The 25,439-nt window shown below is 41.7% G+C and carries 26 protein-coding genes; 5 read left to right on the top strand and 21 right to left on the bottom strand.

The window, feature by feature from the left end; translation table 11 throughout:
• The first annotated feature begins 120 nt into the window (after positions 1-120).
• Positions 121-1,377 (top strand): methionine adenosyltransferase, encoded by a 1,257-nt coding sequence (gene metK / locus LA313_RS09215; RefSeq protein ID WP_228914393.1) that lies wholly within the window; start codon positions 121-123, stop codon positions 1,375-1,377.
• A gap of 78 nt (positions 1,378-1,455) precedes the next feature.
• Here metK and LA313_RS09210 read toward each other — a convergent pair whose 3' ends face one another.
• The 3 genes from LA313_RS09210 to LA313_RS09200 form a co-directional block, all read right to left on the bottom strand.
• Positions 1,456-2,067 carry a phosphatase PAP2 family protein gene (locus tag LA313_RS09210; RefSeq protein ID WP_228914392.1) on the bottom strand — a complete coding sequence of 204 codons (612 nt, stop codon included), beginning with the start codon at positions 2,065-2,067 and terminating at the stop codon, positions 1,456-1,458.
• Between the two features lie 29 nt (positions 2,068-2,096).
• A complete protein-coding gene (locus LA313_RS09205; RefSeq protein ID WP_228914391.1) occupies positions 2,097-2,993 on the bottom strand; it encodes an SDR family oxidoreductase in 897 nt (298 codons plus the stop codon).
• 122 nt (positions 2,994-3,115) lie between these two features.
• Entirely contained in the window at positions 3,116-3,496 is a 381-nt protein-coding gene (locus LA313_RS09200; protein WP_228914390.1) for a PH domain-containing protein, read from the bottom strand.
• A gap of 186 nt (positions 3,497-3,682) precedes the next feature.
• Between LA313_RS09200 and LA313_RS09195 the strand changes: the two genes are divergently transcribed.
• The 3 genes from LA313_RS09195 (at position 3,683) to LA313_RS09185 (ending at position 6,654) form a co-directional block, all read left to right on the top strand.
• Positions 3,683-5,047, top strand: coding sequence for an acyl-CoA dehydrogenase family protein (locus LA313_RS09195; protein WP_228914389.1), 1,365 nt, complete (start codon positions 3,683-3,685; stop codon positions 5,045-5,047).
• 96 nt (positions 5,048-5,143) lie between these two features.
• Positions 5,144-6,064: a 2-hydroxyacid dehydrogenase gene (locus LA313_RS09190; RefSeq protein ID WP_228914388.1), complete on the top strand. Its 921-nt coding sequence runs from the start codon at positions 5,144-5,146 to the stop codon at positions 6,062-6,064.
• Positions 6,065-6,207: 143 nt separating this feature from the next.
• A complete protein-coding gene (locus tag LA313_RS09185) occupies positions 6,208-6,654 on the top strand; it encodes a universal stress protein (RefSeq protein ID WP_228914387.1) in 447 nt (148 codons plus the stop codon).
• A gap of 90 nt (positions 6,655-6,744) precedes the next feature.
• Here LA313_RS09185 and LA313_RS09180 read toward each other — a convergent pair whose 3' ends face one another.
• The 12 genes from LA313_RS09180 to LA313_RS09125 form a co-directional block, all read right to left on the bottom strand.
• Positions 6,745-7,638 carry a hypothetical protein gene (locus LA313_RS09180; RefSeq protein ID WP_228914386.1) on the bottom strand — a complete coding sequence of 298 codons (894 nt, stop codon included), beginning with the start codon at positions 7,636-7,638 and terminating at the stop codon, positions 6,745-6,747.
• A 191-nt stretch (positions 7,639-7,829) separates the two neighbouring features.
• Positions 7,830-9,527, bottom strand: a complete 1,698-nt coding sequence (locus LA313_RS09175) for a tetratricopeptide repeat protein (protein ID WP_228914385.1) — start codon at positions 9,525-9,527, stop codon at positions 7,830-7,832.
• A gap of 181 nt (positions 9,528-9,708) precedes the next feature.
• On the bottom strand, positions 9,709-12,156 hold the full coding sequence (locus tag LA313_RS09170) for a zinc-dependent metalloprotease (protein WP_228914384.1): 2,448 nt from the start codon (positions 12,154-12,156) through the stop codon (positions 9,709-9,711).
• Between the two features lie 317 nt (positions 12,157-12,473).
• Positions 12,474-12,980: a hypothetical protein gene (locus LA313_RS09165; protein WP_228914383.1), complete on the bottom strand. Its 507-nt coding sequence runs from the start codon at positions 12,978-12,980 to the stop codon at positions 12,474-12,476.
• A gap of 328 nt (positions 12,981-13,308) precedes the next feature.
• Entirely contained in the window at positions 13,309-13,845 is a 537-nt protein-coding gene (locus LA313_RS09160; RefSeq protein ID WP_228914382.1) for a hypothetical protein, read from the bottom strand.
• Positions 13,846-14,072: 227 nt separating this feature from the next.
• Positions 14,073-14,888 (bottom strand): alpha/beta hydrolase, encoded by an 816-nt coding sequence (locus tag LA313_RS09155; RefSeq protein WP_228914381.1) that lies wholly within the window; start codon positions 14,886-14,888, stop codon positions 14,073-14,075.
• A 163-nt stretch (positions 14,889-15,051) separates the two neighbouring features.
• Positions 15,052-15,771, bottom strand: coding sequence for a hypothetical protein (locus LA313_RS09150; protein WP_228914380.1), 720 nt, complete (start codon positions 15,769-15,771; stop codon positions 15,052-15,054).
• Positions 15,772-15,923: 152 nt separating this feature from the next.
• A complete protein-coding gene (locus tag LA313_RS09145) occupies positions 15,924-16,712 on the bottom strand; it encodes an MBL fold metallo-hydrolase (RefSeq protein ID WP_228914379.1) in 789 nt (262 codons plus the stop codon).
• Between the two features lie 51 nt (positions 16,713-16,763).
• The gene (locus LA313_RS09140; protein WP_228914378.1) at positions 16,764-18,800 is read right to left on the bottom strand and encodes a hypothetical protein; all 2,037 of its coding nucleotides are present in this window, start codon (positions 18,798-18,800) and stop codon (positions 16,764-16,766) included.
• Positions 18,801-19,062: 262 nt separating this feature from the next.
• Entirely contained in the window at positions 19,063-19,278 is a 216-nt protein-coding gene (locus LA313_RS09135) for a hypothetical protein (protein WP_228914377.1), read from the bottom strand.
• 12 nt (positions 19,279-19,290) lie between these two features.
• Positions 19,291-20,235, bottom strand: coding sequence for a leucine-rich repeat domain-containing protein (locus LA313_RS09130; RefSeq protein WP_228914376.1), 945 nt, complete (start codon positions 20,233-20,235; stop codon positions 19,291-19,293).
• A gap of 11 nt (positions 20,236-20,246) precedes the next feature.
• Positions 20,247-20,789 carry a lipocalin family protein gene (locus LA313_RS09125; protein ID WP_228914375.1) on the bottom strand — a complete coding sequence of 181 codons (543 nt, stop codon included), beginning with the start codon at positions 20,787-20,789 and terminating at the stop codon, positions 20,247-20,249.
• 292 nt (positions 20,790-21,081) lie between these two features.
• Here LA313_RS09125 and LA313_RS09120 point away from each other — a divergent pair, with 292 nt between their 5' ends.
• Complete coding sequence (locus tag LA313_RS09120) at positions 21,082-21,297, top strand: hypothetical protein (RefSeq protein WP_228914374.1); 216 nt, start codon at positions 21,082-21,084, stop codon at positions 21,295-21,297.
• A 23-nt stretch (positions 21,298-21,320) separates the two neighbouring features.
• On the opposite strand, the gene LA313_RS09115 is transcribed toward LA313_RS09120, so the two are convergent.
• The 6 genes from LA313_RS09115 to LA313_RS09090 form a co-directional block, all read right to left on the bottom strand.
• Positions 21,321-21,872, bottom strand: coding sequence for a hypothetical protein (locus LA313_RS09115; RefSeq protein WP_228914373.1), 552 nt, complete (start codon positions 21,870-21,872; stop codon positions 21,321-21,323).
• Positions 21,873-22,010: 138 nt separating this feature from the next.
• A complete protein-coding gene (locus LA313_RS09110) occupies positions 22,011-22,556 on the bottom strand; it encodes a GNAT family N-acetyltransferase (RefSeq protein ID WP_228914372.1) in 546 nt (181 codons plus the stop codon).
• A 17-nt stretch (positions 22,557-22,573) separates the two neighbouring features.
• Positions 22,574-23,329 carry a tetratricopeptide repeat protein gene (locus tag LA313_RS09105; protein WP_228914371.1) on the bottom strand — a complete coding sequence of 252 codons (756 nt, stop codon included), beginning with the start codon at positions 23,327-23,329 and terminating at the stop codon, positions 22,574-22,576.
• Positions 23,330-23,421: 92 nt separating this feature from the next.
• On the bottom strand, positions 23,422-23,922 hold the full coding sequence (locus LA313_RS09100) for a hypothetical protein (protein ID WP_228914370.1): 501 nt from the start codon (positions 23,920-23,922) through the stop codon (positions 23,422-23,424).
• Between the two features lie 95 nt (positions 23,923-24,017).
• Complete coding sequence (locus LA313_RS09095; RefSeq protein WP_228914369.1) at positions 24,018-24,170, bottom strand: hypothetical protein; 153 nt, start codon at positions 24,168-24,170, stop codon at positions 24,018-24,020.
• Positions 24,171-24,185: 15 nt separating this feature from the next.
• Positions 24,186-25,412: a PorT family protein gene (locus LA313_RS09090; protein ID WP_228914368.1), complete on the bottom strand. Its 1,227-nt coding sequence runs from the start codon at positions 25,410-25,412 to the stop codon at positions 24,186-24,188.
• Positions 25,413-25,439: the final 27 nt, after the last annotated feature.

Genomic DNA, 25,439 nt, shown 5'->3' with positions numbered 1-25,439 from the left:
GCTGCTGAAAAATTACAGGGAAAAATTTGACTGATTGCAACCCTTAAAAATGCTAAAGCAGTGAAAACTCCTCTAGCGCTTCCACGTCAAATTTCTCCCGGAATATAAAAACTACGAAGCATGCCATATTTATTTACTTCAGAAAGTGTATCTGAAGGCCACCCGGATAAAGTTGCAGACCAGATTAGCGATACCCTTTTAGATAATTTTCTTGCTTTTGATCCCGAATCTAAAGTTGCCTGTGAAACCCTCGTTACTACGGGGCAGGTGGTACTTGCCGGGGAGGTGAAAAGTGATACTTACCTCGATGTTCAAACCATTGCAAGAGAGGTGATCAATGACATTGGTTACACAAAGGGCGCGTATAAATTTAGCGGGGATTCCTGCGGGGTGATCTCCCTAATCCACGAACAGTCCCAGGACATCAACCAGGGTGTGGATCGTGGCAACAAGGAGGAACAGGGTGCAGGTGACCAGGGAATGATGTTTGGTTACGCCACCAAAGAAACCGAAAACTATATGCCCCTCGCGCTTGATATTTCTCACAAGATCCTTATCGAGCTTGCAAAATTGCGCCGCGAAAATGACGAAATTACTTACCTGCGCCCCGATTCCAAGAGCCAGGTTACCATTGAATACAGCGATGACAATGTGCCGCAACGTATAGTTGCCATCGTGGTTTCCACCCAGCATGACGAATTTGACGAGGATGATAACCGCATGCTCGACAAGATCAAAAAAGACATTCTTGAAATTCTTATTCCGCGGGTGCAGGCACAGCTGCCGGAATATGTTCAGGGATTATTCAATGACAAGATCAAATACCATATCAATCCTACCGGAAAGTTCGTCATTGGGGGACCTCATGGGGATACCGGGCTCACCGGAAGAAAAATTATTGTAGATACCTACGGCGGAAAAGGAGCTCACGGCGGGGGTGCATTTTCAGGAAAGGATCCAAGTAAAGTGGATCGCTCTGCTGCATATGCGGCGCGGCATATCGCTAAGAACCTTGTGGCTGCCGGCGTGGCCGACGAGGTCCTGGTGCAGGTATCGTACGCTATTGGAGTTGTGGAACCAACTTCCATCCTGGTTGAAACCTATGGTTCTAAAAAAGTTGATCTTTCTCATGGCGAGATCGCACAAAAAGTACTTAAGATATTTGACATGAGACCATCGGCCATTGAAGAAAGGTTGGGCCTAAGAAATCCTATTTACCGGGAGACTTCGGCGTACGGCCATTTTGGAAAAGAACCACGTACTGAAAGAAAAGTATTCAAGAGTCCTTATAACGGAGAAAAAACTTTGGAGGTGAAGTTATTTACCTGGGAGGAACTTGATTACGTTGATAAAGTAAAAGAAGAGTTTGGAATATAACTTCTCAAAAACAGCAAAAAAACGCTTCTCTTTCGGGAAGCGTTTTTTGTTTGATCCAGTTTAACTGTTGCCCCTCTCTTAAAATCTGTAAATAAATCCCAGCAAAAATTCATCTTCGGAACTCTTAAAGCTAAGCTGCATATGTTCCCGTTGGTAGGGAGTAGTGAATAAAAAACTGCTGCCTATGCCTACCACTGCCCCGGCAAGTACATCATATCCATCATGGCGCGTGGCATAAATACGGCTGTAGCCGGTCCAGCCGGCAAGTAAATATCCGGGAATACTATATTTAAAGCCATACCTCCTGTGGATAAAGGATGCTGCCTGAAATGTAATGGATGTATGTCCCGAGGGAAATGCCTGCCCCCCTTCATTGAAAGGCCTTCGCTTATTGATGGTATATTTAAGTGCCCCTGTAATAGCAATATTAGTCGCGAAACTTTTAGTGAATTGCCAAAAACCTTTTTTGTCTTTCATCACAACGCTGCTAAGTGCAGCCGATGCAGGCAACGCCAAAAGTATGATATCGCCGCTGGTTTCTACAGCTTCGCTGTTCGGCTCGGTGCGTTGTGCCTGCAAAGTTGCAGGCATACTAAGGGTAAAGCTTAAAAACAGGATGAAAAAGATCCTGTAAAACCGGGAAAAGGAGACTTCCCCTTCAGTTGAACGGTCTGTGGTTAATCTGGACATTTCTTTAATGTGAAAAGTGCAAAAATAAACTAAATTGTTGGTCTTCCTCCCGTCACCTGGACGGTAGAGCCGGTCATATAACTTGACCCTTCCGAGGCCAATAGTACAAAAGGCGCCGCAAATTCAGACGGTTGTCCCGGCCTGCCAAGGGGAGTATCTTTCCCGAAAGTTTCTACCTCATCCATGGGCATGGTAGACGGGATCAATGGCGTCCAAACCGGACCCGGAGCTACACAGTTTGCACGAATTCCTTTTGGTGCTAAAATTTGCCCGAGATTGGCTGTAAAGTTTTGAATAGCCCCTTTTGTGGCAGCATAGGCCAGCAGTTGCGGATGTGGCTTATATGCGTTGATAGAAGTAGTATTAATTATTGTACTCCCGGGTTTCATGTGAGGTTCGGCAGCTTTCACCAGGTAGAACATGGAGTAGATGTTTGTTTTGAAGGTCTTATCCCACTCATCGCTGGGAATATCCTGTATCTTTTCTCTTGCCATTTGAAAGGCTGCATTATTAACAAGTATATCGATCTGCCCAAACTCATTTACAGCCTTTTGGACGATCTTGCTGCAGTGTTCTTCTTCACTTACATCTCCTGGCACCAAAACTGCCTTTTTTCCAGTCTTTATTATCCATTTGGCAGTTTCTTTGGCATCATCGTGTTCTTCCAGGTAGGAAATCAAGACATTCGCTCCTTCCCTTGCAAAGGCTATGGCCACAGCGCGACCAATTCCTGAATCACCTCCTGTAATGATGGCATTTTTCCCTTCCAGCTTACCCGAGCCTTTATAAGATTCCTCGCCGTGATCGACTTTGGGATGCATTTTCTTTTCTTTACCCGGCGTAACCTGCTGCCGTTCCTGATTTTCAAAAGGGGGTTGTGCTTCTTTCTTTTGTGGGTCCTTCATTTCTTTGTTGTCATCTTTCATAGCTCAAACTTTTTTTTGAAGAGGTTCCAAAAATGCCATTTTTGACACCTCAGGATTTCCCATTAATTTAAATAAAGTGAAGCCGACGAAGGAAAGAAAGCAACTAAAGTTTTGCTAAAAGTCTACCTTAAAACATGTTGTGCCAGGATTTTCTGCACTTCATACACGTTCACAGATTTATTAAACTTCCTGCTTATACTTGGTTGCTGTTCAGCCGAAATCCATATTTTCAATTCGGCATCAAGATCAAAAGTTCCTGCTGTTTCTACACTAAAGCGGGAAATACTCTTATAGCTTACCGAGAGATATTGAGTCTTGCTTCCGGTCAATCCCTGCTTATCCACCAGGATCAATCTTCTATTGGTAAAGATAAAGGTGTCCCTAAAAATTTTAAAACCTGCTTCTATAATTTCAGATTCAAAAAGCAACTGCCCGTAATCATTCTGTAAATTTTGATTGTCGACTGCACCGGCATTGCCCATTAATGATGAAAAAATTCCCATTTTACTTGTGTTTAAGTTATTTTTGGGAAGTTAAATCAAATTTCGGGATCATTCCAAACGAGATATTCCGCCTCTAAAGAAAAATCTTACTTCTCACTACTTAATACTCTGCACTAAGGTTCGGTTTGAGAAAGCTTTAACAAGATGCTTCTTCTTTAATGCCTATTTTTAGAAAAACCAAAACCTATGGCCTTTTTCGGAAAAGTTAGAAACACCATCAATCTTTTAAAAAACATCGATCTTGATCAACTGGCGAAGATCAATAAACAGATCGATCTACCTGAAGCTATGCAAACCCTGGGTCAGCTGGACGATAATCAGCTTAAAGGGCTCATGAAAATGCTAAAGACCAAACGTCGCAAAGGTCAGCACGACCTTCCACCAATTGACGGGGATTTCTATAATCTGGACCTTAAATTGACAGAAGAACAGCGCGAACTACAGCTAAGGGTGCGGAACTTTATGGAAGATGAGGTGCGGCCATTGGTCAACGATCACTGGAACCGCGCAAAGTTTCCTCATGAGATCATCGATAAATTTAAAAAACTCAATATCACGGGAGTGCCGTATGAGGGCTACGGCTGCCCTAATTTGCCATTTTTGATGGAAGGTATCATTGCGCAGGAGATCGCCAGGGTGGATGTTTCCATTTCCACCTTTTTTGGAGTCCATAGCGGGCTCGCAATGGGTTCTATTTATCTCTGCGGAAGCGATGAACAAAAAGAAGAATGGCTTCCAAAAATGCAGCGCCTTGAGGCCATTGGGGCTTTCGGCCTCACCGAACCTAATGTGGGAAGCGGCGTTGCCGGCGGACTTGAAACTACCTGTAAGTTTGATGGGGAGCACTGGGTGCTTAACGGACAGAAAAAATGGATAGGAAATGCCACTTTTGCAGATGTGATCGTGATATGGGCCAGGGATGAAGATTCAAATCAGGTAAAAGGATTTTTAGTTCGAAATGACAACCCCGGTTTTAAAGCTGAAAAAATGGAAGACAAGATGGCACTGCGTATTGTGCAGAACGCCCTCATCACCCTTACCGATTGCAAAATCGATGAGAAAGACAGGCTTCAAAAAGCGGAATCTTTTAAAGACACTGCAAAGGTGCTGAGGATGACACGTGCCGGGGTAGCCTGGCAGGCTGTGGGCTGCGCCCGCGGGGCTTATGAGAGCGCTCTCAAGTACACTAAGAAAAGAGAACAATTTGGAAGGCCTATAGCTTCGTACCAATTGATCCAAAACCACCTGGTGGAGATGATCGCCAACCTCACCTCAATGCAAACCCTCTGTTTCAGGCTATCTGAACTACAGGACCAGGACCTGCTAAAAGATGAACATGCCTCCCTGGCAAAAGTCTATACGAGCATGAGGATGCGCGATGTTGTGAGCAGGGCAAGGGAAGTCATGGGCGGCAACGGAATTCTGCTGGAATACGATGTTGCACGATTTGTCGCAGATGCCGAAGCCATTTATAGTTATGAAGGCACCAAGGAGATCAACTCCCTTATTGTAGGAAGAGCGATCACGGGGTATAGTGCGTTTGTGAGTTAAAAAAGTCTGTAGTCTTTAGTCTTTAGTCTTTAGAAATATATAGAATTCAAGCTCCGGACAACTAATGACTACCCACTAATGTCTAAAAATTTTTATATGTCATTCCTCATCATCACTTCCCAAAAAGATCCGAAACCCTGGGTGGAAGCTTTGAAAGAAAAAGCACCCGATCTTGATCTGGAGGTGTATCCCGATGTCAGAGACCCTAAAAAGGTAAAATTTGCCCTGTCCTGGAAACATCCCCACGGAGCTTTTCGGGATTATCCCAATTTAAAAGTGATCGCTTCCATGGGAGCAGGAATAGACCATATCATATGTGATAAGGAAATTCCGCAACACATTCGTATTACCCGGCTGGTAGATGAACAGCTTACGAAAGATATGAGTGTCTTTGTCCTTTCCCTGGTTCTTGAACACCTTCGCAATCTCGCTGAGCACCATTGCAGCAAGGAATGGAATCCCACCGCCTATTTACGGCCCGAAGAAGTACAGGTGGGAATTATGGGCATGGGTGTTCTAGGTGTGGGGGTAGCCGAAAAACTTATTCAGAACAAATTCAATGTCACCGGCTGGTCCCGTACCAATAAAGAGATCCTGGGAGTGACAAAATATCACGGTGATGACCAGTTGAAGGATTTCCTGAAGGACAGCAGGGTGCTGGTGAATTTGCTGCCTCTTACTTCCGAGACAAGAAACATATTGAATAAACACCTTTTTGAGAAGCTACCTAAGGAGGCTTATGTGATCAACGTGGCACGGGGGGAGCATCTTGTAGAAGATGACCTGCTGGAAATGATAAACAATGGACACCTTTCGGGAGCTGCATTGGATGTTTTCAGGCAGGAACCTTTGCCAGAAGGACATCCATTTTGGAACAATAAAAAGATCAGGATTTCCCCGCATATCGCCAGTACCACCCACGTAGAATCTGTAATTCCACAGATCCTGAAGAATTTTCGCTTAATGCAGGAAGGGAAAAACCTGGAGAATGAAGTTTCACGGGAAAAGGAGTACTAGTATTCAGTGATCAGTGGCAGTGATCAGTGAGACCTTGCCTGAATAAGGTTACCTTATTTTAGGTTAGTAATTGACCTTAAATACTGGCAACAGGCAACAGGCAACAGGGAACCGGAACAAAAAATCATAAAAAAGACAACATCATGAACGAACTAAAGAACATATTAGTAGCAGTAGATTTTAATGACGCCGTAGGAGATTTGCTCGGTTATGCCGATGGCCTGGCAGGAAAGTTCGGTGCCAAAGTCTGGGTGTTGCACGTGGCAGAACCCGATCCCGATTTTGTGGGTTATGAACCCGGACCGCAATACATCAGAGATTTTAAGGCCGAAGAATTCAGGGAGGAACATCGCAACCTGCAAATGTACTGCGACAACTTTTTGAGCGGGGATATAGAAAAAGAAGCCCTGCTCATACAGGGTTCAACTGTAGAAGCTGTTTTGGAAGAGGCGCAAAAGCTGAATTGCGATCTTCTTATTGTAGGGACACATAAACACAGCTTTCTGCACAACCTTTTGCAGGAAAGCGTTTCCCTGGAATTAGTGAAGAAAGCCAGTATTCCTATATTAGCTATTCCGATTGAGGAATAGTTAAGACCGGTCGCATATTTTTTAAGCAACAAAATGAGATACAAATCTTTTTTATGAGGATTGACAGATCGCCGGGTTACCCTTTATTTTTTACTCTCTTCTAAGCTCCTCCTTTAATGTTTTTTCGATCCTGTAGGCATGGCTGGAGCCCATACTTACAAACACCTTATTCCCCTGCTCCATGAGTTCAAGAATAGCGGTACACATGTGGATATTCCGCAGCTCATTTGAGTATGCTGCCATTTCTGAGAGTTCTCCTTTAGGCCAGCCAAATTCATCTGTCGAATCCCGCCAGTCCTTTTCCTGCGGATAATCTGCCGCCCATATACTGTCTATCTGTGCAACTGTGGTTATCTCTCCTCTTATGCCATCATAATCGGTCCTGCTGTCAATGTAACCCTGTAAATTCTTAGCCGGATTTGCAGGCTTTCCATACCTATAGTTGCTCAGGTATGGTCTAAGGGAATAAAAGAGTGCGACTTTTTCAGCAGGAAAACGCTTCAGCATCATATTCACCTCATCCTGCTTAAGAGGTTCCCAGGTGTAGAATTTTACTTTGTCCCGCCTGGCCAGGCTTATAACCCTGCCTCCTTCTCCATGTGTCTTTACAGGATCCTGGATTCCGCTAAACAAAAAGCCCAATCTTCCTTCCACCAATACCACATTGGGTTTAAAATCTTCCCAGATCCTGTTTATGGTGTCAAGCTGTGGGTTGTTCGTATCTTTAGTGTGCTCAATCCCCACAATATATGCTTCCCCATCGCCTTTGCTGAGGTGGAAAGTATAGGGTCGGCGATGGCCGGGTACGTTGCTGTACTCCTCCATGCTCATTACAGGCTGTTTAAAATCCTTTACGGCTGCAACAGAATAGTGCTCCGGCGATCTCCAGATCACTCCGGTATACATCAATAAAAGGACTACTGACAGAAAGCCCAGTAGAAACAATCCTATTATCTTTAAACCATTAATAAAAACCTTATTCATTTCATAATATTTTATGGAAACACCTAAGAATGTGTAAAATACCTAATTTTTGATAGTATAACAAGTTAATTTTCAATAGATAACCCTCTCCTGCCTACCTCTGATAAAGAATTTCTGAGAATATAAAAAGCCCTGCATCTCTGCAGGGCGGTTATCTTTATTTGAAACTCTACTATACTTTCAAGAAAAGATCATTTGATTCTGGAGGTATTTATCACCACATCTGCTGTGGCCCAGGAATCCTTAAGTGCAGTTTCCATCTCCAGAACTTTTTCCCGGTCATTCATTTTTTCATAGGCCAGTTTCAGCCCGTGTTGTGCCCAGCCGTTTTTTGGAAGGGTCTCGAGGTCTTCTCTTAAGGTCTTAACTGCCTCCGGATATCTTCCGGCCTCTATTTGTGCCGCTCCCAGGGTATGGCGAACCGAGAAAAACCAGTCCGGCGGTTCCTGAAAATTCAGACTATCTTCCAAAGCTACAGCTTCCTGCAGCAAAATTATGCTCCGGTCAAATTCTTCTTCGCTGGCTAAAATTTCAGCCTCGAGGACTTTCCTGGCGATCTCCACTATGATCTTCATGGAATTGATCTCCCATATCATCATTTCTGCCAGCCTTTCATCCTTTTCCAGGAATTTGAGCTTCTTTAGTTCTTCCTTCGCCTTCTGTAAATCTTTTTTACCCAGGTAAGCCATACCGCGTGAATAGCGGGAAATTGCCTCGGGGTATAACAGTGTGTCTGTTACCTGCCTTGCAAGGATCTTATCCCATTTTGCAAACTTCACATCTACAAAGTACGGGATCATGTAAAAGTGTTGCAGGGTAGACCATCCAGGTTCTGTCATGATATCGGGATGAATTTTCTCAGCCAGTTTTTCGGCACCCATAAGGGCCCATTTGCTATTGCCTTCCAGAGTCGCGGTTGCAGCGAGAAAGTGGTAGTTATGCGGATAATAAACCAAAGGATATGCGCCCTGTGCATGACAGAGGGTAACATAAGCACTGTCTCTTTCCACCGCTCTTAAATTAGCTAAACTACCCTTGTGATAATCTCCCGTCTGGATATAGGTATGTGAGGGCATATGAAGTAGATGGCCGGCACCCGGCACTAAGCCTTCATCAAACTTTTTTGCACTACCAAGCGCCCTCCCGGGAGTCTTTGAAGCCTCTGTGGCATGTATGTAAAAGTGATGGGCTCCCGGATGGTCGGGAAAATCCTTTATCACTTTTTCAAGCAGCATGATCACCTTTGGAGTCCACTCCCTGGCCTCCCCTTCTTTGTCGTATAAATTCCACGGATAGAGGTCCATGACAGATTCGGCATAAAGGGCTGCTATTTCGGGATCACTGTCATACCTGTTGAACAAATCTTCCATCGCAGCAGAATACCTTACATCCAGTTCCCGACGGTCTTCCACGGGTTCCGGAACATACCGCAAAGCAAGTGCATCGATAAGCGCTTTTTCTTTTTCTGTAACATTATCTGAAAGGCTAACAGCCTGCTGAATGGCTTCATAAGCCCGCTCATAATTGTCGGGCTCCATTCCTGCGTTATAGTTTGGCCCCAAAACATAAGCGAAGCCCCAATAGCACATAGCACATTCGGAATCCAGTTTGGTAGCATAGTAAAATGACCTTGCAGCCTCGGCATGGTTGAAACCATAGGAAAGCACCAGTCCCTGATTAAAATATTCCTGAGCTTTAGGATCATTTGTGGTAACGGGATAATGCAGTACATCAAGCCCGTCCAGAAGCGGTGCAACATTATTCTTTCTGTACCACTCACTATCCACTGTTGGTGGTGCACATCCATAAGTAGAACCTACTTTGGAGGTTTCCAATAGCACTTCATCATTTTCAGGCGTTGTTGAATTCTTACAGGAAAGAACTGCCAACTACAGGATCATTAAAATTAAACTTACCTTCTTCATAATCTCCTCCATTAGTGTAAAAGTAAATTTAGACTAATTAATTGGTTATCAGTAGATGACTTAAAGCAAAAATGATCTACTGAACAAAACAAGCTCCGCGAATAGCGGAGCTTTAAAAAGTAATTTATGCAACATGTCTCATCTTCTATGCATCCACGTCAAGGGCTGCATCTATTCTTGCAATAAGGTCATTCCAGTGGTAAAGGCTCAATTGATCGCTAGTCCTGTTTTTTCTAGTTCTAAGATCTCTCTTTAGTTGCTCCAGGTCTCCACGCATTAAAGCAACAATATCAGTGGAAGTAATATCGCTATTTTCATCCTTTTTTAAACTCTGAACATATTCTGCGGCGGTATCAACATAGGCACGCTGAATGCTTCTTCTATAAGCATCAACTTCCTGAGAATTGTACAGCTCTTCAAAAATGCCTTTTCTAAGGTCATTCATCATTTCAACTGCGGTGTAAGCGTCATTACCATTAACCTGCTCATTTTCGATCATTCGTTGCAGGCGGTCCTCATCCAGCAGATCATTTAATGCCCTGCTCTGCAGGTTCTGTACCCGTTCAATGGCACCTGTAGGTTCAATACGTTCCAAAAGCTCCCTGTTCAGCAGCCAGTCTGGTTTGGAGAAAGCGTGTTCATTTAAAAATGCCACTGCGGCCTTTTGTTTTTCTTCGGGAACCGGGGTATAGACAGTTCCATCCTGATCTGAGGTTTTTCGGGTTTCATAGACGCCGCCAACATTGGCTACTACATGGGAAACATAGCCTCTCCACATATAAGTAAGTTCGCGGTAAACTTCAGATAATTCAGAATAATCGGTATTGTCTTTTGAGGTCCACTCCACAAGATTTGGAACCACCTTTTTCAGGTTGGCAAGTCCGTACTCGCTGGCTTTGATCTGGTCGTCACCAAGGCTTTCCCTCTGCGACTGCGGATCAATTCCGCCGTAACCATTTCCGAATTCATAGACAGGGTCTCCTGCCTTCTCGAGGATCCACTGGCTTAAAATTGGTTTTTCTTCCTGCGGGGAATCTGCTTCCGGGATATACCTGTAACCCCAGTTGATCGCGTAAAGGTCATAAGGCCCCATCATCCTGATGTAGCGTACATCTTCATCTCCCGGCTGGGCCACATAGTTCACGCGCGCGTAATCCATAATGGAAGGTGTTAGACCATATTCCCGGGTAAACTCTGGAGAACGCAAAGAATCTGTTGCGTACGCAGAGCTGGCCTTCATGTTGTGGGGCAAACCGAGCGCGTGACCTACTTCATGTGCGATCACCATGCGCATCATCTCCCCTATTTCTTCTTCGGGCGTATTAAGAGTACGAGCCGAAGGATTTTGCGCCCCGGCCTCGATCATATAGCGGTTCCTGTAAGAACGCAGGTGGTTGTGGTACCAAATGATATCACTCTCGATGATCTCACCGGTACGGGGATCGGTCACCGAAGGGCCCATGGCATTACGGGTCGTGCTCGCAACATAGCGCACCACCGAATATCGCACATCTTCGGGACTAAAATCGGGGTCTTCTTCTTTTGTAGGAGGATCTTTGGCGATCACTGCATTTTTGAAACCTGCAGCTTCAAAAGCCACATTCCAGTCTTCGATCCCCTGCTTGAAATAAGGCCGCCACTTTTTGGGCGTAGCAGGATCCAGGTACCATACAATAGGCTTCACCGGCTCTACCAGCTCACCTCTCTTGTAGGCTTCAATATCTTTTGGAACCAGCTGCCAGCGGTTGATGATCCTGTAATCATCACTTTTTAGCTCATCGGAATTATAATTATACTTACGGGTAGTAAACCAACCTACACGATGATCGGCCAGGCGCGGTTGCATTTTCTCTTCCGGAAGCAGGATCATCGACTGGTTCATCATCATGGTGATAGTCCCGGCCTGATCTCTTTCGGGCGGTTCCTCCGCTTCATAGGTCATCACGTGCTTCACCTCGATATTTTCGGGAAATGCATTTGCCGAAGTGATGAAAGAGCGGGATTTGTCAAGTTTTTTCACTTTATAGCGCTTCCGAAGATTGGGGGAAACTCCGTTAATGGCTGCTACTTCTTCTTTGAAAAGATCACTCACTTCAATTACTGCGGAAGTTTTATCATCATTATAAGCCGCAATCTTCGCACTGAAGAGTATTGGGAAAAAATTATTTGCAGCGACCGACTGGTAAATAGGCGATCCTTCCTCGCTTTCATTCTCGAAGCTTATCACTTTCATGTCAATATTATCACCTCTCTTCGACCAGCGAACCACCTGCTCGTTCGCCTTGGAACCGGCGTTAACATAACCGCCACCATAACCTGATGGCACTCCGGCGATACGGCTCACCAGCAGCATGTCTTTCTCCAGCATGTCAAGCGGAATTTCAAAGTAGAGCTTATCGTCAACAAAATGGGTGGCGAATAAGCCTTGATCGCTCTCTGCTGCTGCAGTGATCACCTCGCTATAAGGTTTGGTAGCCTCCTTTGTCTTTTTTTCAGCTGAAGCCTCACTTTTTTGTGCCGGCACTCCTTTTTGCGTCTGGCAACTTACACCAACCGCTAAAAGCAGCCCGTACATCGGTAACTTTTTTATCATGGGTAAAAGGGATTTTAAGGTTCCCAAGATAAAGAATGAAGTTAGAATTCGGAAGTTAGATTTGGGAAATTAGAAGTATGAAGAGGGATGTTGGAAGTAATAATTGAAAAATGGGAAGTTGAAGGCATATGACAAAGCACAATCACCTCAAATTAGCGGGAAAGTTGAGCCACAAATTCACTAATAATAGTGACTGTCCTGAGTTTAGAACAACTTGCTCTACTGTGGCATCAGAGAAAAAAAACCTGAAACCTGAAAATTGGCAATCGGGAGTTCGTGTTTAAACTTTTTTAGTTGCTACTCGTTTCCTGAAATTTCTATAGTTGCAACTTTCCTTCAAAGGATTTCATTTGGCTATAGATGCCAATTCCACCGAATTTCCATTTTAGAAACCCCACGGCTGAAAAAGGAACCTGTCCATTTTCCTGAACTTTTCCCGCATGGAAAGAAACGTATTCATATTCATATCCTGGAATTAATCCGCTAACATTACTAAGAGATTTCACCAAAATTACCTCCCCGTCTTTAACATAATAATCTACACCAAGAGAAAAATCCAGACTTAAGTTATCTTCAACCACAATACTCTTATACTTCATCTCAATTTCGTCCTTGTTAGAGTCTGCAACCAACACCTCATTGTTTTTTACTTCCGGACCTGCCGCAGCCACTAAATTTATTAGCCCTAGAGCCAAAACCGGAACAGAAAGCCACCTGGCTTTTTTCCCTAAAACTTTCCTACCTACTGCTATAAACCCAACAAATAGATAAATGAAATAAAGAGCTAAGGCAATGTTTAAAAGAGACCAAAGTAAATAGAGCATATTCTATAGGATTAGTGTTAGTGAATTATCAGAATATCATAAAAGTAAAATTAATTTTAACAAACCAGTTGTTTTTTGAAAATATTATTACTTAGTGTATATGAATTTACCAATAATCATATCTACATTCTAAAGATTAAAATTCTGAAATCTTCAAATTTCTCCCGGACCTGGTGCATGTAACCCACTCATTATTTCTTGCAACGGCTGCAAAGATTCTATAAAGGCCGCCGAGGTGCAGTAGAGAGATCAGCTCCAATTTTCAAACTTTCAAATCCTCACATTTTCAAATTATTAAAATTTGGTGCTTGTAATTGTCTATTGATCATTAATAGAGTCTGTAGAAAAATTTCAGGCCGGCAGAGGGTTGTATAAATCCCGATCCTATAAGATCAAGATCACCTGATACAGCATCTGTCCTTTCCTTCTTTGCTGTATTTTTATCAATGAGCATAAGCATAATTCCCGCCTCCAGGGCCACTCCAAATTCGGGAGTTATATTGAATTCCCTTCCCAGCCTGGGCACCAGCAAGAGGTTCTGTCGTATTTCCCAATCCCCTTCACTGTGCATATAAGTTAATCCCGATTTGATGTACCACGGGCGCAAAGAGGTATGTCCCGATCTTCCGCTGAAATGATAATAATAATCCCCGGACACGTTTATATTATCATTCTTATAAGCCAAATTAGTACCTATGGCTAAACCATATTGATTCTGATCCACCCGCATTCTCAGCCCAACATTGATCATTTCGGGTGATCCTGTTCCCCCGGTAAGATTGAATTCCTGCTGTGCCCGGGAAGTATTAGTGTAAAAAATAAAAAGGAAGCAAAAAACGAGGCTCGTCAAAAAACTATTTTTCATGATAAATTTTTATGCTTAAAAAAGGGACTGTTGCACCTTTTTCGAAGGATTATCCTGTGAATTTAAAAAAGTTGTTAAGTCAGAGATCGGTAAAAGCTATGGCAATGTATATTAATTTTTTTTATGCAGAGACAGGATGAAAAATTTGAGGGGAAAGAGGGCGGTTTTTTCTGCGGAAATTCAGGCCTTCCAAAAATGGCATTTTCAGGATCATTTCCAGGTTCAGATTAATCGCTGTTATTAGCCAGGATTTCCTCTATTGCTTCTGCATATTGCCGTGTATTTAAAAAATCGTTGTGGCCCAAGCCTTCGAGAGTTATTAAAGTATCCCCGGGCTTAAAATGCTGCTTAATTTTAAGGGAAGAGCCATAGGGAACGATCTCATCTTCATCTCCATGAAAAACCGCAACCGGAACATTGGCCTTTTTCACATATTTTCCGGTTTCAAGTTTGTAATCGATAAGGAACGACGGAAAAAGATTGAGCGGAAACATCTTTTTTGCCAGGTGGGGCAAAGAGTATGGTGGCGCCTGCAGGATAAGTAATCTTGGATCGTTTTTCGCAGCCAACTTTGCCGCCAACCCCGAACCTATGGAATGGCCCAGTACGATGATGTCGTTTTCAGAATATTCTTTTTTCAGGTAATTATAGAGAGTTTGCATATCTCTGTGCAGCTGCGCCTCATTTTTTATTCTGCCTTCACTTTTGCCGTAGCCCCGGTAATCGGGGATAAAAACTTCATATCCCAGGCTGGTGAAAGTACCTGCCACCGTCCCCCAGTCTTGCAGAGAACCCGCGTTACCATGCAAATACAGGATCACTCCTTTTGGATCGGTTGTATTGAAGAGCAGGGAATGTAATTTGCTGCTATCTTTCATTATGACATAATGTTCTTCAAAATCCCCTTCAAACTCAAACCTGAAATCCTTTTCCAGAGACTGGGGAAAGAATATTACTTTCTCCTGGAAAAATGACAGCAAAGTGCAAATAAGGAGGTACAGAATTAATATGACAGAGAAAAAAGTGATCAATTTAGCTTTCATTTTATTAGGATGGTACAAGAAGATAAAGAATTTTGGGGGAAGAGGTTTCGTATTTTTCTGCGGAAATTCAGACTTCTAAAAAATGGCATTTTTAAGATCCGGTCTTGCTTCCTTTTAACCTTTTAGAAATTGAAATTCCGGAAGGATTGTTTTTGCTGCATAATCATCGTTCTTCAGTGCCTTCCGCGTTATGCTCCCGGTAAATTTTCTCTCCCAGTTTTCCCCGGTCTCCCAGCGCCCGACCTTTAATCAACCAGGCCGCTCCAAAGAAAAACAGGGCAAGAGATTCAAGGATAAGCGTAGAATACCTGAATAATTTCAGCATTTCGGAAACAGGAACCAGGATCATGAGAATAATAATGGCAATCCCGCAAAACCTATAGATATGATTTTCATTAATTGTGCTTACAGGAATATCTTGGGGCTCATTCTGTCCGATGGTAAAAACGTTGATCGCCAGCAACGCGAAGCTTCCGAAGAGCAGGGCAGCAAAACCGTAGTGGAACCAGCCCAACCAGGAAAAATCATAGGGAATAAGAGTAAGGATATTTTCAACTTCAAACTCCGGCGTCACGGGAATAAGCGCCACGCCCACTGCCATGATACCCGCAATATTGGTAAGCAGCTGGTCATTCTTCAAAAGTGACTTATTCCAATGTCCTTTATAAGAGATCATAAATAATCCAACCGCGCCTAAAGTCCCGGTGAAAATGTCGCGGAGATTAGTGTAATAGTAATCACTTATGGAGGGCTGCACTTCGGTTTTGAAAAAGGGAATAAAAGAAAATACCACCAGCAGCACCGGAAGCGCAATTCCCAGGTATCCTATCGCCCGCCTGAGTCTCCTGTAGGTGAAAATATCATTGTTATCTGAAGCATTCAATGATGATAACTGGTTGGTTAGCTTCCACTAAGATAAACTTTCTCTGATATTATCCACCTCAAAAGCTGCTACCGGAGAGGTGACAAAAATGGCATTTTTGGACAACGAGGTCTCGATTCCGCCCGACCGGACCACCGTTTAATTATCTATATCTAAAAATCAATTACCTCACCATCTTTCGGAATGATCAATTTTTCTGAAAAGCCCTTTTCTTCGGCAAATCTCCTTAACTCCCTTCGACTTAAAATACAGTGATTTAAAGCTTCCATATGAATGGCAATGATTGTGGCGGTCGGCAATAGTTCGTGAATCCTTTCCAAATCTTCTTTTCCCATAATAATTGCACCAAACCGTTCATCTTCCATTTGTGCATGGCCGGCATTGACCACGACCACATCGGGTATCCAGCTTTTTAAATTATTTTCTACCTCCTCGATCCAGATCGTATCTCCTAAAAAGTAAACTGACTTCTCCCCTTCCGTGGTAAAATAGAATCCCGAGGATTTCCCCAGGAATTCAACCATTTCGGGTACCGAATAGGCCATATCGTTCCCGTGCTGGCAATGGGTTTTCGTGAACTTAAGACCTTCGAAATCTGCCTTTTCCGGCAGAGCTTCAACATTAGTAAAACCCTGTGAGCAAACTATTTTCGCATCATCTTCATTCTGAACAAGGATCTTCAGGTTTTTTGGCAGGATCTGTTTCGCGACCGGATCCCAGTGGTCTGTGTGCAAATGAGAAACCAGAACGGCATCAACATCAAATAGACTTTCTGGCTTAACCGGCATCTCTACCAGCGGATTCCTAACTTCAGAATTTACGGTGCCGGGAAAGCCTGGATATTCGCCCTTTTTGGCAAACATAGGATCCATTAAAATCCTTTTGCCTGCGTAATTAAGAACGAGGGTCGCATTTCTTATAAATTCAAGCTGTGAGCTCATAAAATCTTTTATTTTGAATTTTTAAAACGGGAAGATATCTTTTCCCTTAAATTAATTCAGCATTTCACCCTTCTCATTAAAGATTTTGTAGCTTTCATAGGTCACAGAAAGAAAAGATTCATTTGTTTTTGTGACTAAATCTTCAAAACGGTAATTAGGAAGACTGTAATCCCTGGGAATCTTCAGAACCATGACATCATTATTTTCAAAAAGGATAAATCTCACATATCTTCTGTCGGGATAAGAAATGTAAAAGGAAACAGCATTTTTAAAATCCCAATTTTCTTTAATTGCCCCGGGAACATCTTTGAGCACCTTATTACGGAAATTATAAAATGATCTGTCTTCTGTAAATTTTAAATAAAGTTTACTTTCGGCATCAGCATCCAATAAGCGTTTGATGAAGCTATGATCCTCAATTCTTCTGGTTAGCTCTGGCTTTTGTTTCAAAAAATTACTTAACGGGGTGATCTTTTCTTCAATAGGCATGGTAAGATCATAGATCAATCGCGGATTCCCGGCATTCTCCTGAATCTCGGCCATCCAGCAATCTCCTCCGTAACTATATGAATAAATATTTCCAATGGAAGAATCAAGAATGTTGAACTCCTCCAACTTTTCACTTTCCTGAAAAAGCAGATCTTTTAATTCCTTATGCGGTTCTTCCATTCTTGATCTAATCGAAACAGGCATAAAAGCTGACATTTTTTCCATCTTTTGAGCCACGCGTTCTTTTCTGGGAGAATCCTCAAGAAAATAATGGTAATAGCTAAGGGTATTATAAAAATGCAGTTTGTTGAAGGCATCAACCTGCTCGTCCTTGATCAGGCCATCAACAGCAGCCTCAAAAAAATCTTTATTGGTTTCGTTTAATGCAGTAAATGCTTTGGCCACCTTACTTCCATCAGAAAAATAAAGAGCATTTGAGGTCTCAGCAATACGCATGTTCGAGCCCAACAACAAGGTTCTTACATCAAGATCCAATTTGGTAAGTTCTTCTATATAGGTTTTTCTCGACTCACTTGCTATATTAGAGTTGGCAACCCTGGAAACATGATCATTCATGACATTTAGAAAAGACTGAATAAAAACATTCCAATCGGGAATTTCTGCGGCCAGCCGGGCCATCCGCTTCTGTTGCTCAAGGGGACCGTTATCAAAACTACAGGTTCCTATCTGCTGATTGTTTCTCATTAAATTCAGCGCCCGTTCTCTTGAAATAAGTTGTGCAACAAAAACCTCCAGTTCGCCATTGGATTTTTGATTAGTCTCAGCAAAATCGAGGGCTTCGAAAAGCAGGTTCTTAAAAACGGGATCATTTCTGAATAAACTATCGGCACGTACAGCTCTTTTCTCTTCCCATTGATCCATTAGTCTTATACGTAACTTGAAATCCTCATTTCTGTCAAACACAGGTTTGTGGGTAACTTTAGCGAAGTAGGTAACCAGGGAATCTATAGGCGTAGTCACTGTGATATGCGAAAAAGGATCAGTATCGCTCTTAGAAAACAGCCGGGTTGGTGGCACAAGATGACTGGTGTAATTGACCCATTTTGAATATTTCTTCGGAATCTCCTTCTGAACAAAATCTCCATGTAAGTAAAACCCCCTGACTCTTCTAATGCCGGAAGCATAATCTGGCTGATTTAAATAATAAAGTCTATGATTTGCCTTCACTAAAGAATCTGATGCTTCCAGGGTGATCTTATGGTCACTATTAAATTTTATCTGAAAGGATTTTAGTTCCAGTTTCTCTTCGCCATTGGAAAGCACGTAGTTGTTCTTTATGATTAATAGATCTCGGTCGATCTGGAGATTTGGAAATTTCCCAATAAGTGAATCCAGCGGAATACCTGCTTTTAAAGCATTTATAAAATCATCAGGGAATTCAGTTTTTAAATAAAAATAATCTCCTGTAGTTTGCGGCAGAGACAGGAAAGTTGGTATTTCAGATCTCTTATAGTTGTTTTCTAAAGAATCAATTACCTTGTTCAGGGCAGGAATTGAATGGTCTTTAATAATTGTTTCCTGCGAAAAAGAAGTTTGATGTAAGACTAAAAATAAGACAGTGAGAATGATACCCTTCATAAAACAATTTTTATTAATAGTGTCGGCAATTAATGACCGGTGAGATACAATAGTCTTTATTATTTCTAATTTGAATTACAGTATGGCAGGGAATTGGAAATTTAAGCAAATTCCTGGAATTAAAATTTTACTGGATCAGGGTTCGTTCTGCTCTAAGATAGTTTTTATCTGTACTTAAGATTTGCTGCACGTAGAGGTGACAAAAATGACATTTTTGGAGGGCGGGGTCTCGACTATGCTTGACCGGACGCGGTTAAGGAAATTAATCGTGCCACAAAACATTGGCAATTGCACCTGCCGGTGAAAATTGCATCTTCCCATCAATAATTTTTCCGAAAAAATGCCCCCGGCCTTTTGTGCAAAGGGTGATAAAATATGCAGCATCCCATCCATAATCCCATTTCTGCAATCGGGTGGATTCAATGCAATATTTATTCTGAAATTTTACCGCCATAGCTAATTCTCCTTCCCGGATCACCTTCCGGATGTTCTAAAAACTACAATCGGTCACCACCACGGTATGCTCATCTATTAAAGTGGCGATCTGCTCATGCTCTTCAGGAAAATCGTCAATACAGATATATTCTACAAAGGGATAATTGATGCCATAATATCCGATATCCTTAACCAGCAATGTATTTAAGATCGATGAATTTTTGAGGATGAGAGACTTAATTCTGTTTTCTGAAATATTCAGCCACTCCAGCTCTGTCAAACAGTGGAAGTCAAAAATCTCGGGCTCTCCTCCTTCCAAATAGAACATATTTAGCCTTTTCAGAGATGGCACCTGGCAGAAATCAATATTTAGAAAACTGTTTGTAATGTCCATGATGGTAAGGTTTGGAGTACCTGCAAGATTAACATCCATAAAATTGAGAGGATTGCCATAATCTTCTCCATCCTTACTATAGTCCGGTCTGCTATTGATAATTTTTAGTTCCTCCAGATCGGCAAGACCTTGTAGATCTAAATCTTTAAAAGCATTAGTTCCAAGATTATTCATCTCCAGAAAACGTAACTTTTTAAGATTAGACAAATCGTAACTTAATAACTCATGATCAATTTCCTCAAACAGAAGGTCGCCTGTCATTTTAAAATATTCAAGATTCACAAAATTTTCAATCCCTTTAAGATCTACGTATCTGTTAAAATCGTTGTAGTTAAAGTGTATTACTAAACCTCGAATGGAATTCGCTTCGCTGCGCTGAATCTCCCCATCGTTGTTCAGGTCGATATTGCTGTCCCCTACATGATCTCCGTTGGTGTCGATAGAATTGGTGTTGACCAGCGCATGTTTAAAATGCTCATCAGGAATTTCAATGATATCTTCGGCGACAGGTGGCTCGGGATCTTTGTCTCCCGGACCTTCGGGTTCACAGGAAGATAAAAACGAAAAGATAAAGAGTGGCAGCAACCATGGCAATGTTTTTTTCATAACCGGTCTTATTATCGGGAGAAAATTTGAATAACATTCGTGTTAACTTCGACTTCCATACCCCAGACTTCTGTGGTACCACTATATTCATAAGTAAGAATCAGCCTGTTTGGCGTAAGCTCCTTTATAACACCCTCACTAATTTCGGCAATCATCTCCTGTCCCGGGTATTCCTGTTCATGGGTCGTAGTGATCTTGTTGTCTTCGATACTGTAGGTCCCGGTGGTATTAATATCAGAATAGGTGAACTCCTCAACAGCAGTTTCTCCCTCGGCAGTTGAAGTAAGGATAATGGTGTAGGTGCCCACAGTTATATAAGTTCCATCCTTGAGAAAAACAGTTTCAAAATCTATTTCAACGGCTTCTCCCGTATAAGAAACAGAAGCAGTCTCATTGCCGGCTGAATAAACATTGGTGCCCGAATAATTAAACTCTTCCAGGTGCCATTCCCCCAGGAGCATTTCCGTCTCTAATTCGGGATCGTTTTCTTCTTTTGAACAGGAAACAAAGCTTACCAGTGCTGTTAGGAACAGCATAATTTTTAATGCTCTCATAAAGTGCTTTTTGGTTGGTTTAAAAGCAGAAGATGAAGGTAGGGAGAGCCATTTATTAAAGCGGCAGCAGGATCTTCTATCAGCAAATTAGTTAAAAAATTCCTTTATAGATTCTTTTTTTACACTTTTATGCAAAAGGACATCTTTAGAGCTTTACTGAAAACCAGAACTTTACTTACTTTTTTTCAGGATAGTAAAACTTTCAGCAAAATTGAGATAGATTTTTATACGCGAAATTTTTGTTTTTCAATGGCAGCAGCAATTCCCTATTTTTGGCAGATAATCTAAAAATATGACTCCGGAACAACTCCAAAAAGCAAAGAAGGGCCGAAACATTCTCGTTGCGGCTGCGGTCTTTGCATTTGTGTGCTATGGGTTTGCCGTGATCTTTATTCCCTGGGGCTGGGCTATTTATTCGCTATTACTTTTAGGTGGTATTTTAATACTTTATAACCTGATTAAAATACAGAAGCGAATCAAGGAAATAGAAGACAATCCAGATCTTTAAGATTTTATTGAGTGCAGCCGATGTTAATCAATGCGCCCCATTTTCGACCCGATATATTCATTCAGCAGAATTCCGGTAACGATTATCCAGAATAAAACCTGATTGACATCCTTAAATAAGGAGGGGTGAAAATTGAAATGGATGAAATAGACATTAATGATGATCAGGGTTAACAGGATAATTTTCCAATAATCCAATTTATCATGGTCTTCCTTTTTTCTGAAGTAATCCAGGTACATGGAATAAATTCCTGTAAATAAAAGCATAGGAAGGATTTTGATATAAAACACGTGAAATTTACTCAATTCAAAAACATTCAATTCATTGAGTAAGCTGCTCCCCAGCATCACTACAAACAAAAGCCCGATAATTTTTAAAACATCATAAATCTTTTCCTTAACAAACCGGCTACCCGTTAGAATAAATAAGCAACCCATCAAAGCCGTCAATGAATATGTGATGTCATAGATGTTGAAATATCCCGCGGATAAGGAAAGCAATTTTAAAAATATATATCCAATGACGCATATGGCCATTCCAATTACAGTTCCGGTTTTTAGTAATCTGTTTATCATGTCTAAAGAGTAATGAGTATGATAGTTATATACTTATTTCACCGGCACAAGATTAGCATTTTAAATACCGGCTTTCCTGTTAGGTGTTTCCAAATCTATTAAAAAAATGATAAAACCCGGGCTGAAAAATCCCGGTTTTCACTCCTTTCCAATCTCATACAATACGCAGCTTTGGAGTTCGGGATACTCCTGAAGTCCCGGATGATCAAACTCTCCTTTTTTAACCATACCTATCTTCTGCATTGTCCGTTCAGAACGATGATTTAATTTTGGGCAGGTGGAAATTATCTTATTCAGCTTCAGGTCTTCAAAAGCATATTGAAGGCATCTTTTGGCGCCTTCGGTGGCATAGCCTTTCCCCCACGCTCTTCTTTGAAGCCGCCAACCAATATCTGTGGCCGGAGTGAATTCTGAATCAAAAGTTTGGTAAGCCAGGCCTGTGAAGCCAAGAAATTCCCCCGTCTCCAGCAACTCCACAGCGAAGTAGCAGTAGCCATGCTTCGTATAATGATTAAATAATCTGTCGAGAAACTCCGCCGATTCCTCCCTGCTTAATGGCTTCGGAAAGAACTCCATCACCGCAGGATCAGCGTTAAGTGCGGCGAATTCCTCCAGGTCATCCAAAATCCATGGCCGGAAACCGAGCCGTCGGGAGGTGAAAAGATAAGTATTGGTTGGTGTCATTTTATTCAGCTTCTACTTCAGGACCGGGAGTGTTCATCAGCAGTAGTGGTTGAGGCCGTCTCAAGATCCAAATCCTTCTTCATCGCTGCTATATCAATGTAATAGATCTCATTCAAATACTCGTTGTAGGAATCCTCTCTTTTATAGGCCATGCTTTTTTCCGCTTCTAAAATGTGCTCCCGGGCCAGGCCTGGATTGCCGATTTCCCGATAGACCTGCGCCAGGCCTAAGTGTGCTTCGGGAGTTGAAGCTGAATATTTTAAAGCCCTTTGAAATTCTGAAATAGCCCGCTCATAATTACCCAATTCATGTTCTGCCATTCCCAGGTATACGAAGGTTTGAATATCTGCCCAATCTTCCCCCTGGTTTTCGAGGCTGCGGTTGAATACTCGAATCGCCTTCCGGTAATTTTCTTTTCCAAACCAGGCTTCCCCTCTTAGAAAATCAATATCTTCTCCCCAGGGCGCATCGGTATGATTTGGAGTAAGACTATCGAGACGGTCAAGATCTGCCAGGGCAGCATCATAATCCCGAAGAAAACGCAGCTTCATGTACCCGCGATAGCCAAGGTGCATTTTTGGATCCAGCTCAACCGCCCTGTCCAGCAACCGAAATCCTTTGGCATACTCCCCCCGTTTATTTAAAGCGACCGACTGTTCGAAATAAGCCTTGGCATAGGTTGGATGCTGCCAGGTGAGCACATCGAACATGCTCTGTGACAAATAAGTACCCTGCATATGCCCTGCAAAATCAAACCTCCTTTCTTTAGGCATGACAAAAATGAAAAGCAGAAAGCACAGCGAATACGCAAACAATATCACGGTAAGGATAATCTTTAAAACGTTGAAAAACTTTCTCATAAGCTCTAGAAAATATCTGTGATCTTTCCGTTTTTGATCTTAAAATTGACCTGGTAATAGCTGTCAAATTTCTTTTCTTTCCATGAGCCCGGCTCCCAATGCTTCAGTTGTGCTACGGAAGCTTTAAAAATATGGATTTGCTCCTGAATAGATTCTTTTTCCTGTATTTTCCCGTCTATAGTCCATATCCTGAAGCGTCCTGTTTCCCCATTGCAGTTCACGACAAACCTAAGGGTAATTATCCCTGATCCTTCAAAAAGCAACTTCTCCTGCAGCCTGTCCAGGATCTCCTTTTCGATCGCTTTTTTTCCGCCGCGATAATTGGCACCAACAGGAGAATAATCCTGTTGCACCCTATCTTCATCACAAAGCTCAAAGGCAGGATCATCCAGGCTGCCATCAAAATTAATTTCCCCCACCTCATGATCAACCTGGTAATAGAACCAGCCCGTTAAACTTGCAGCCAGTAAAAAGCTGAGGAGGAGAAAGAGGTTTGTTTTGGTCACAACAGATTTATTTTAATTATTTTAAAAACCATTTCAGGTCTATGGATAAATGCTAAGTTTCATTCGATTATTCACATTAATAATGCAGAGAACAATTAAGCCCATTTAAGTTTTCCGATCAATAACATAGTCACACCCGCTCCCATTGCTGCTCCAGTCCAGAAGCCGAAATCTTCAGTATCCACTAAAAAATGACCCGTTATTCCTATACAGAAGAGGACTGCACCAATTATCCTTATCTTATTCATTTGTTAGGATGGTTATTAAAACAAAGAGTATCCAATTATCATTGAAACAGTTTCATAATCAGATCTCCAATACGAGTATCCAACTAATAGTTCCCGACTGGTATGATATCTCATTTCGATGCTGTATTTGTCCATAAATTTATAACCAACACCCAGTGCTATAACTCCTTTAGGTTTAATGTCCAGTGAAGAGTACATTGAACCATTTTGTCTAAAGAATTCAAGTGTTGAATCAAGATTAAGATCAACAACATAGGATGCGTTTAAAAAAAGCTTTGAATTATCATTGAAGTATAAATAGTGCCGCACACCTATTGGCAGTTCAATCGATTTATAATCAACTCTTGTAATAAGGATCCCACCAGATACAGTACCCGATTCCTGCGACTGTTCAGATTTATAGTTACGATAGGTTGGTTCAAGAATGATCGCCCATTTGTTTTTGTTAAATGGCATAATAAATTCTCCCTCTATTCCCAGCCTAAATCCTAATTCATCACCAAAATCGGTATCCTTGAAATCACTAACAGTATTGTACATTGAAAGAGATGAAAAGTTAATACCGGGCCGGATATTCAAATTGAATAGATCCTTTTTTTGCTTTTCTTTAAAATTAATATAGTCCTGGTTATGGCACTTGTTATAATCTTCAAAAAAACTTATTAATTCATTTTTCCTGTAATCTACATTCTCAACTTTTCTCATTGTAAAAGCTGGACATTTCAAATCATTGAATAATTGCTGTTTATACCCCTCATTTGTACCAATGTTATTGTCTGAGGTCAAATATTTTTTAAATATTAATTGTTCAATTTTGGAACCATCCTTACTGTAAAAATACCTGGTAATATTACCATCATTATACAAGTATAGATTGGCTTTTCCTTCTATTAATACTTCTAAGAAAAGTTCTTCTTCCTTAAATCGAGGGCTGCTGTCTTCACTCAAAAGATCTAAGTTCCCACTGGATCGATCAATATTTACCAGCTGCCGGCTGTATTTTGAAAAGTTGTTTATTCCAAATTCCCTTACAGTTTTTATTGTGGCATTCTCAGATTGGCTATCCGCAGATTGTCTAAATTCAAATTCGGTGGGATTATTGTTCCAGTCAATATTTTTAATAAGGACCTCAGTTTTTTGACCCTCATTATCAATGTAATATCCCTTTTCATAATTGATCTGGGCATAGCAGTTAAGACTTAAAAATGCTGTCAATAAAATTAATAGTAATTGTTGTTTCATTTTTTCTGAATTGTCGATATGCTCGCG

The sequence above is a fragment of the Salinimicrobium sediminilitoris genome (genome assembly GCF_020866905.1).
In the GTDB taxonomy this organism is placed as follows: domain Bacteria; phylum Bacteroidota; class Bacteroidia; order Flavobacteriales; family Flavobacteriaceae; genus Salinimicrobium; species Salinimicrobium sediminilitoris.
The sequence above is the reverse complement of the archived record's forward strand: the minus strand, read 5'-3'. Positions and strand labels throughout refer to the sequence as shown.

Bases quoted from the DNA above. Each gene is read 5' to 3' on its own strand.
- LA313_RS09185 (WP_228914387.1), top strand. From the start codon at position 6,208: ATGAACGAACTAAAGAACATATTAGTAGCAGTAGATTTTAATGACGCC.
- LA313_RS09105 (WP_228914371.1), bottom strand. From the start codon at position 23,329: ATGCCTAAAGAAAGGAGGTTTGATTTTGCAGGGCATATGCAGGGTACT.
- LA313_RS09180 (WP_228914386.1), bottom strand. From the start codon at position 7,638: ATGAATAAGGTTTTTATTAATGGTTTAAAGATAATAGGATTGTTTCTA.
- LA313_RS09110 (WP_228914372.1), bottom strand. From the start codon at position 22,556: ATGACACCAACCAATACTTATCTTTTCACCTCCCGACGGCTCGGTTTC.
- LA313_RS09095 (WP_228914369.1), bottom strand. From the start codon at position 24,170: ATGAATAAGATAAGGATAATTGGTGCAGTCCTCTTCTGTATAGGAATA.
- LA313_RS09160 (WP_228914382.1), bottom strand. From the start codon at position 13,845: ATGAAAAATAGTTTTTTGACGAGCCTCGTTTTTTGCTTCCTTTTTATT.
- LA313_RS09115 (WP_228914373.1), bottom strand. From the start codon at position 21,872: ATGATAAACAGATTACTAAAAACCGGAACTGTAATTGGAATGGCCATA.
- LA313_RS09090 (WP_228914368.1), bottom strand. From the start codon at position 25,412: ATGAAACAACAATTACTATTAATTTTATTGACAGCATTTTTAAGTCTT.
- LA313_RS09155 (WP_228914381.1), bottom strand. From the start codon at position 14,888: ATGAAAGCTAAATTGATCACTTTTTTCTCTGTCATATTAATTCTGTAC.
- LA313_RS09125 (WP_228914375.1), bottom strand. From the start codon at position 20,789: ATGAGAGCATTAAAAATTATGCTGTTCCTAACAGCACTGGTAAGCTTT.
- LA313_RS09140 (WP_228914378.1), bottom strand. From the start codon at position 18,800: ATGAAGGGTATCATTCTCACTGTCTTATTTTTAGTCTTACATCAAACT.
- LA313_RS09130 (WP_228914376.1), bottom strand. From the start codon at position 20,235: ATGAAAAAAACATTGCCATGGTTGCTGCCACTCTTTATCTTTTCGTTT.
- LA313_RS09145 (WP_228914379.1), bottom strand. From the start codon at position 16,712: ATGAGCTCACAGCTTGAATTTATAAGAAATGCGACCCTCGTTCTTAAT.
- LA313_RS09170 (WP_228914384.1), bottom strand. From the start codon at position 12,156: ATGATAAAAAAGTTACCGATGTACGGGCTGCTTTTAGCGGTTGGTGTA.
- LA313_RS09200 (WP_228914390.1), bottom strand. From the start codon at position 3,496: ATGGGAATTTTTTCATCATTAATGGGCAATGCCGGTGCAGTCGACAAT.
- LA313_RS09210 (WP_228914392.1), bottom strand. From the start codon at position 2,067: ATGTCCAGATTAACCACAGACCGTTCAACTGAAGGGGAAGTCTCCTTT.
- LA313_RS09190 (WP_228914388.1), top strand. From the start codon at position 5,144: ATGTCATTCCTCATCATCACTTCCCAAAAAGATCCGAAACCCTGGGTG.
- LA313_RS09205 (WP_228914391.1), bottom strand. From the start codon at position 2,993: ATGAAAGATGACAACAAAGAAATGAAGGACCCACAAAAGAAAGAAGCA.
- LA313_RS09165 (WP_228914383.1), bottom strand. From the start codon at position 12,980: ATGCTCTATTTACTTTGGTCTCTTTTAAACATTGCCTTAGCTCTTTAT.
- metK (WP_228914393.1), top strand. From the start codon at position 121: ATGCCATATTTATTTACTTCAGAAAGTGTATCTGAAGGCCACCCGGAT.
- LA313_RS09195 (WP_228914389.1), top strand. From the start codon at position 3,683: ATGGCCTTTTTCGGAAAAGTTAGAAACACCATCAATCTTTTAAAAAAC.
- LA313_RS09120 (WP_228914374.1), top strand. From the start codon at position 21,082: ATGACTCCGGAACAACTCCAAAAAGCAAAGAAGGGCCGAAACATTCTC.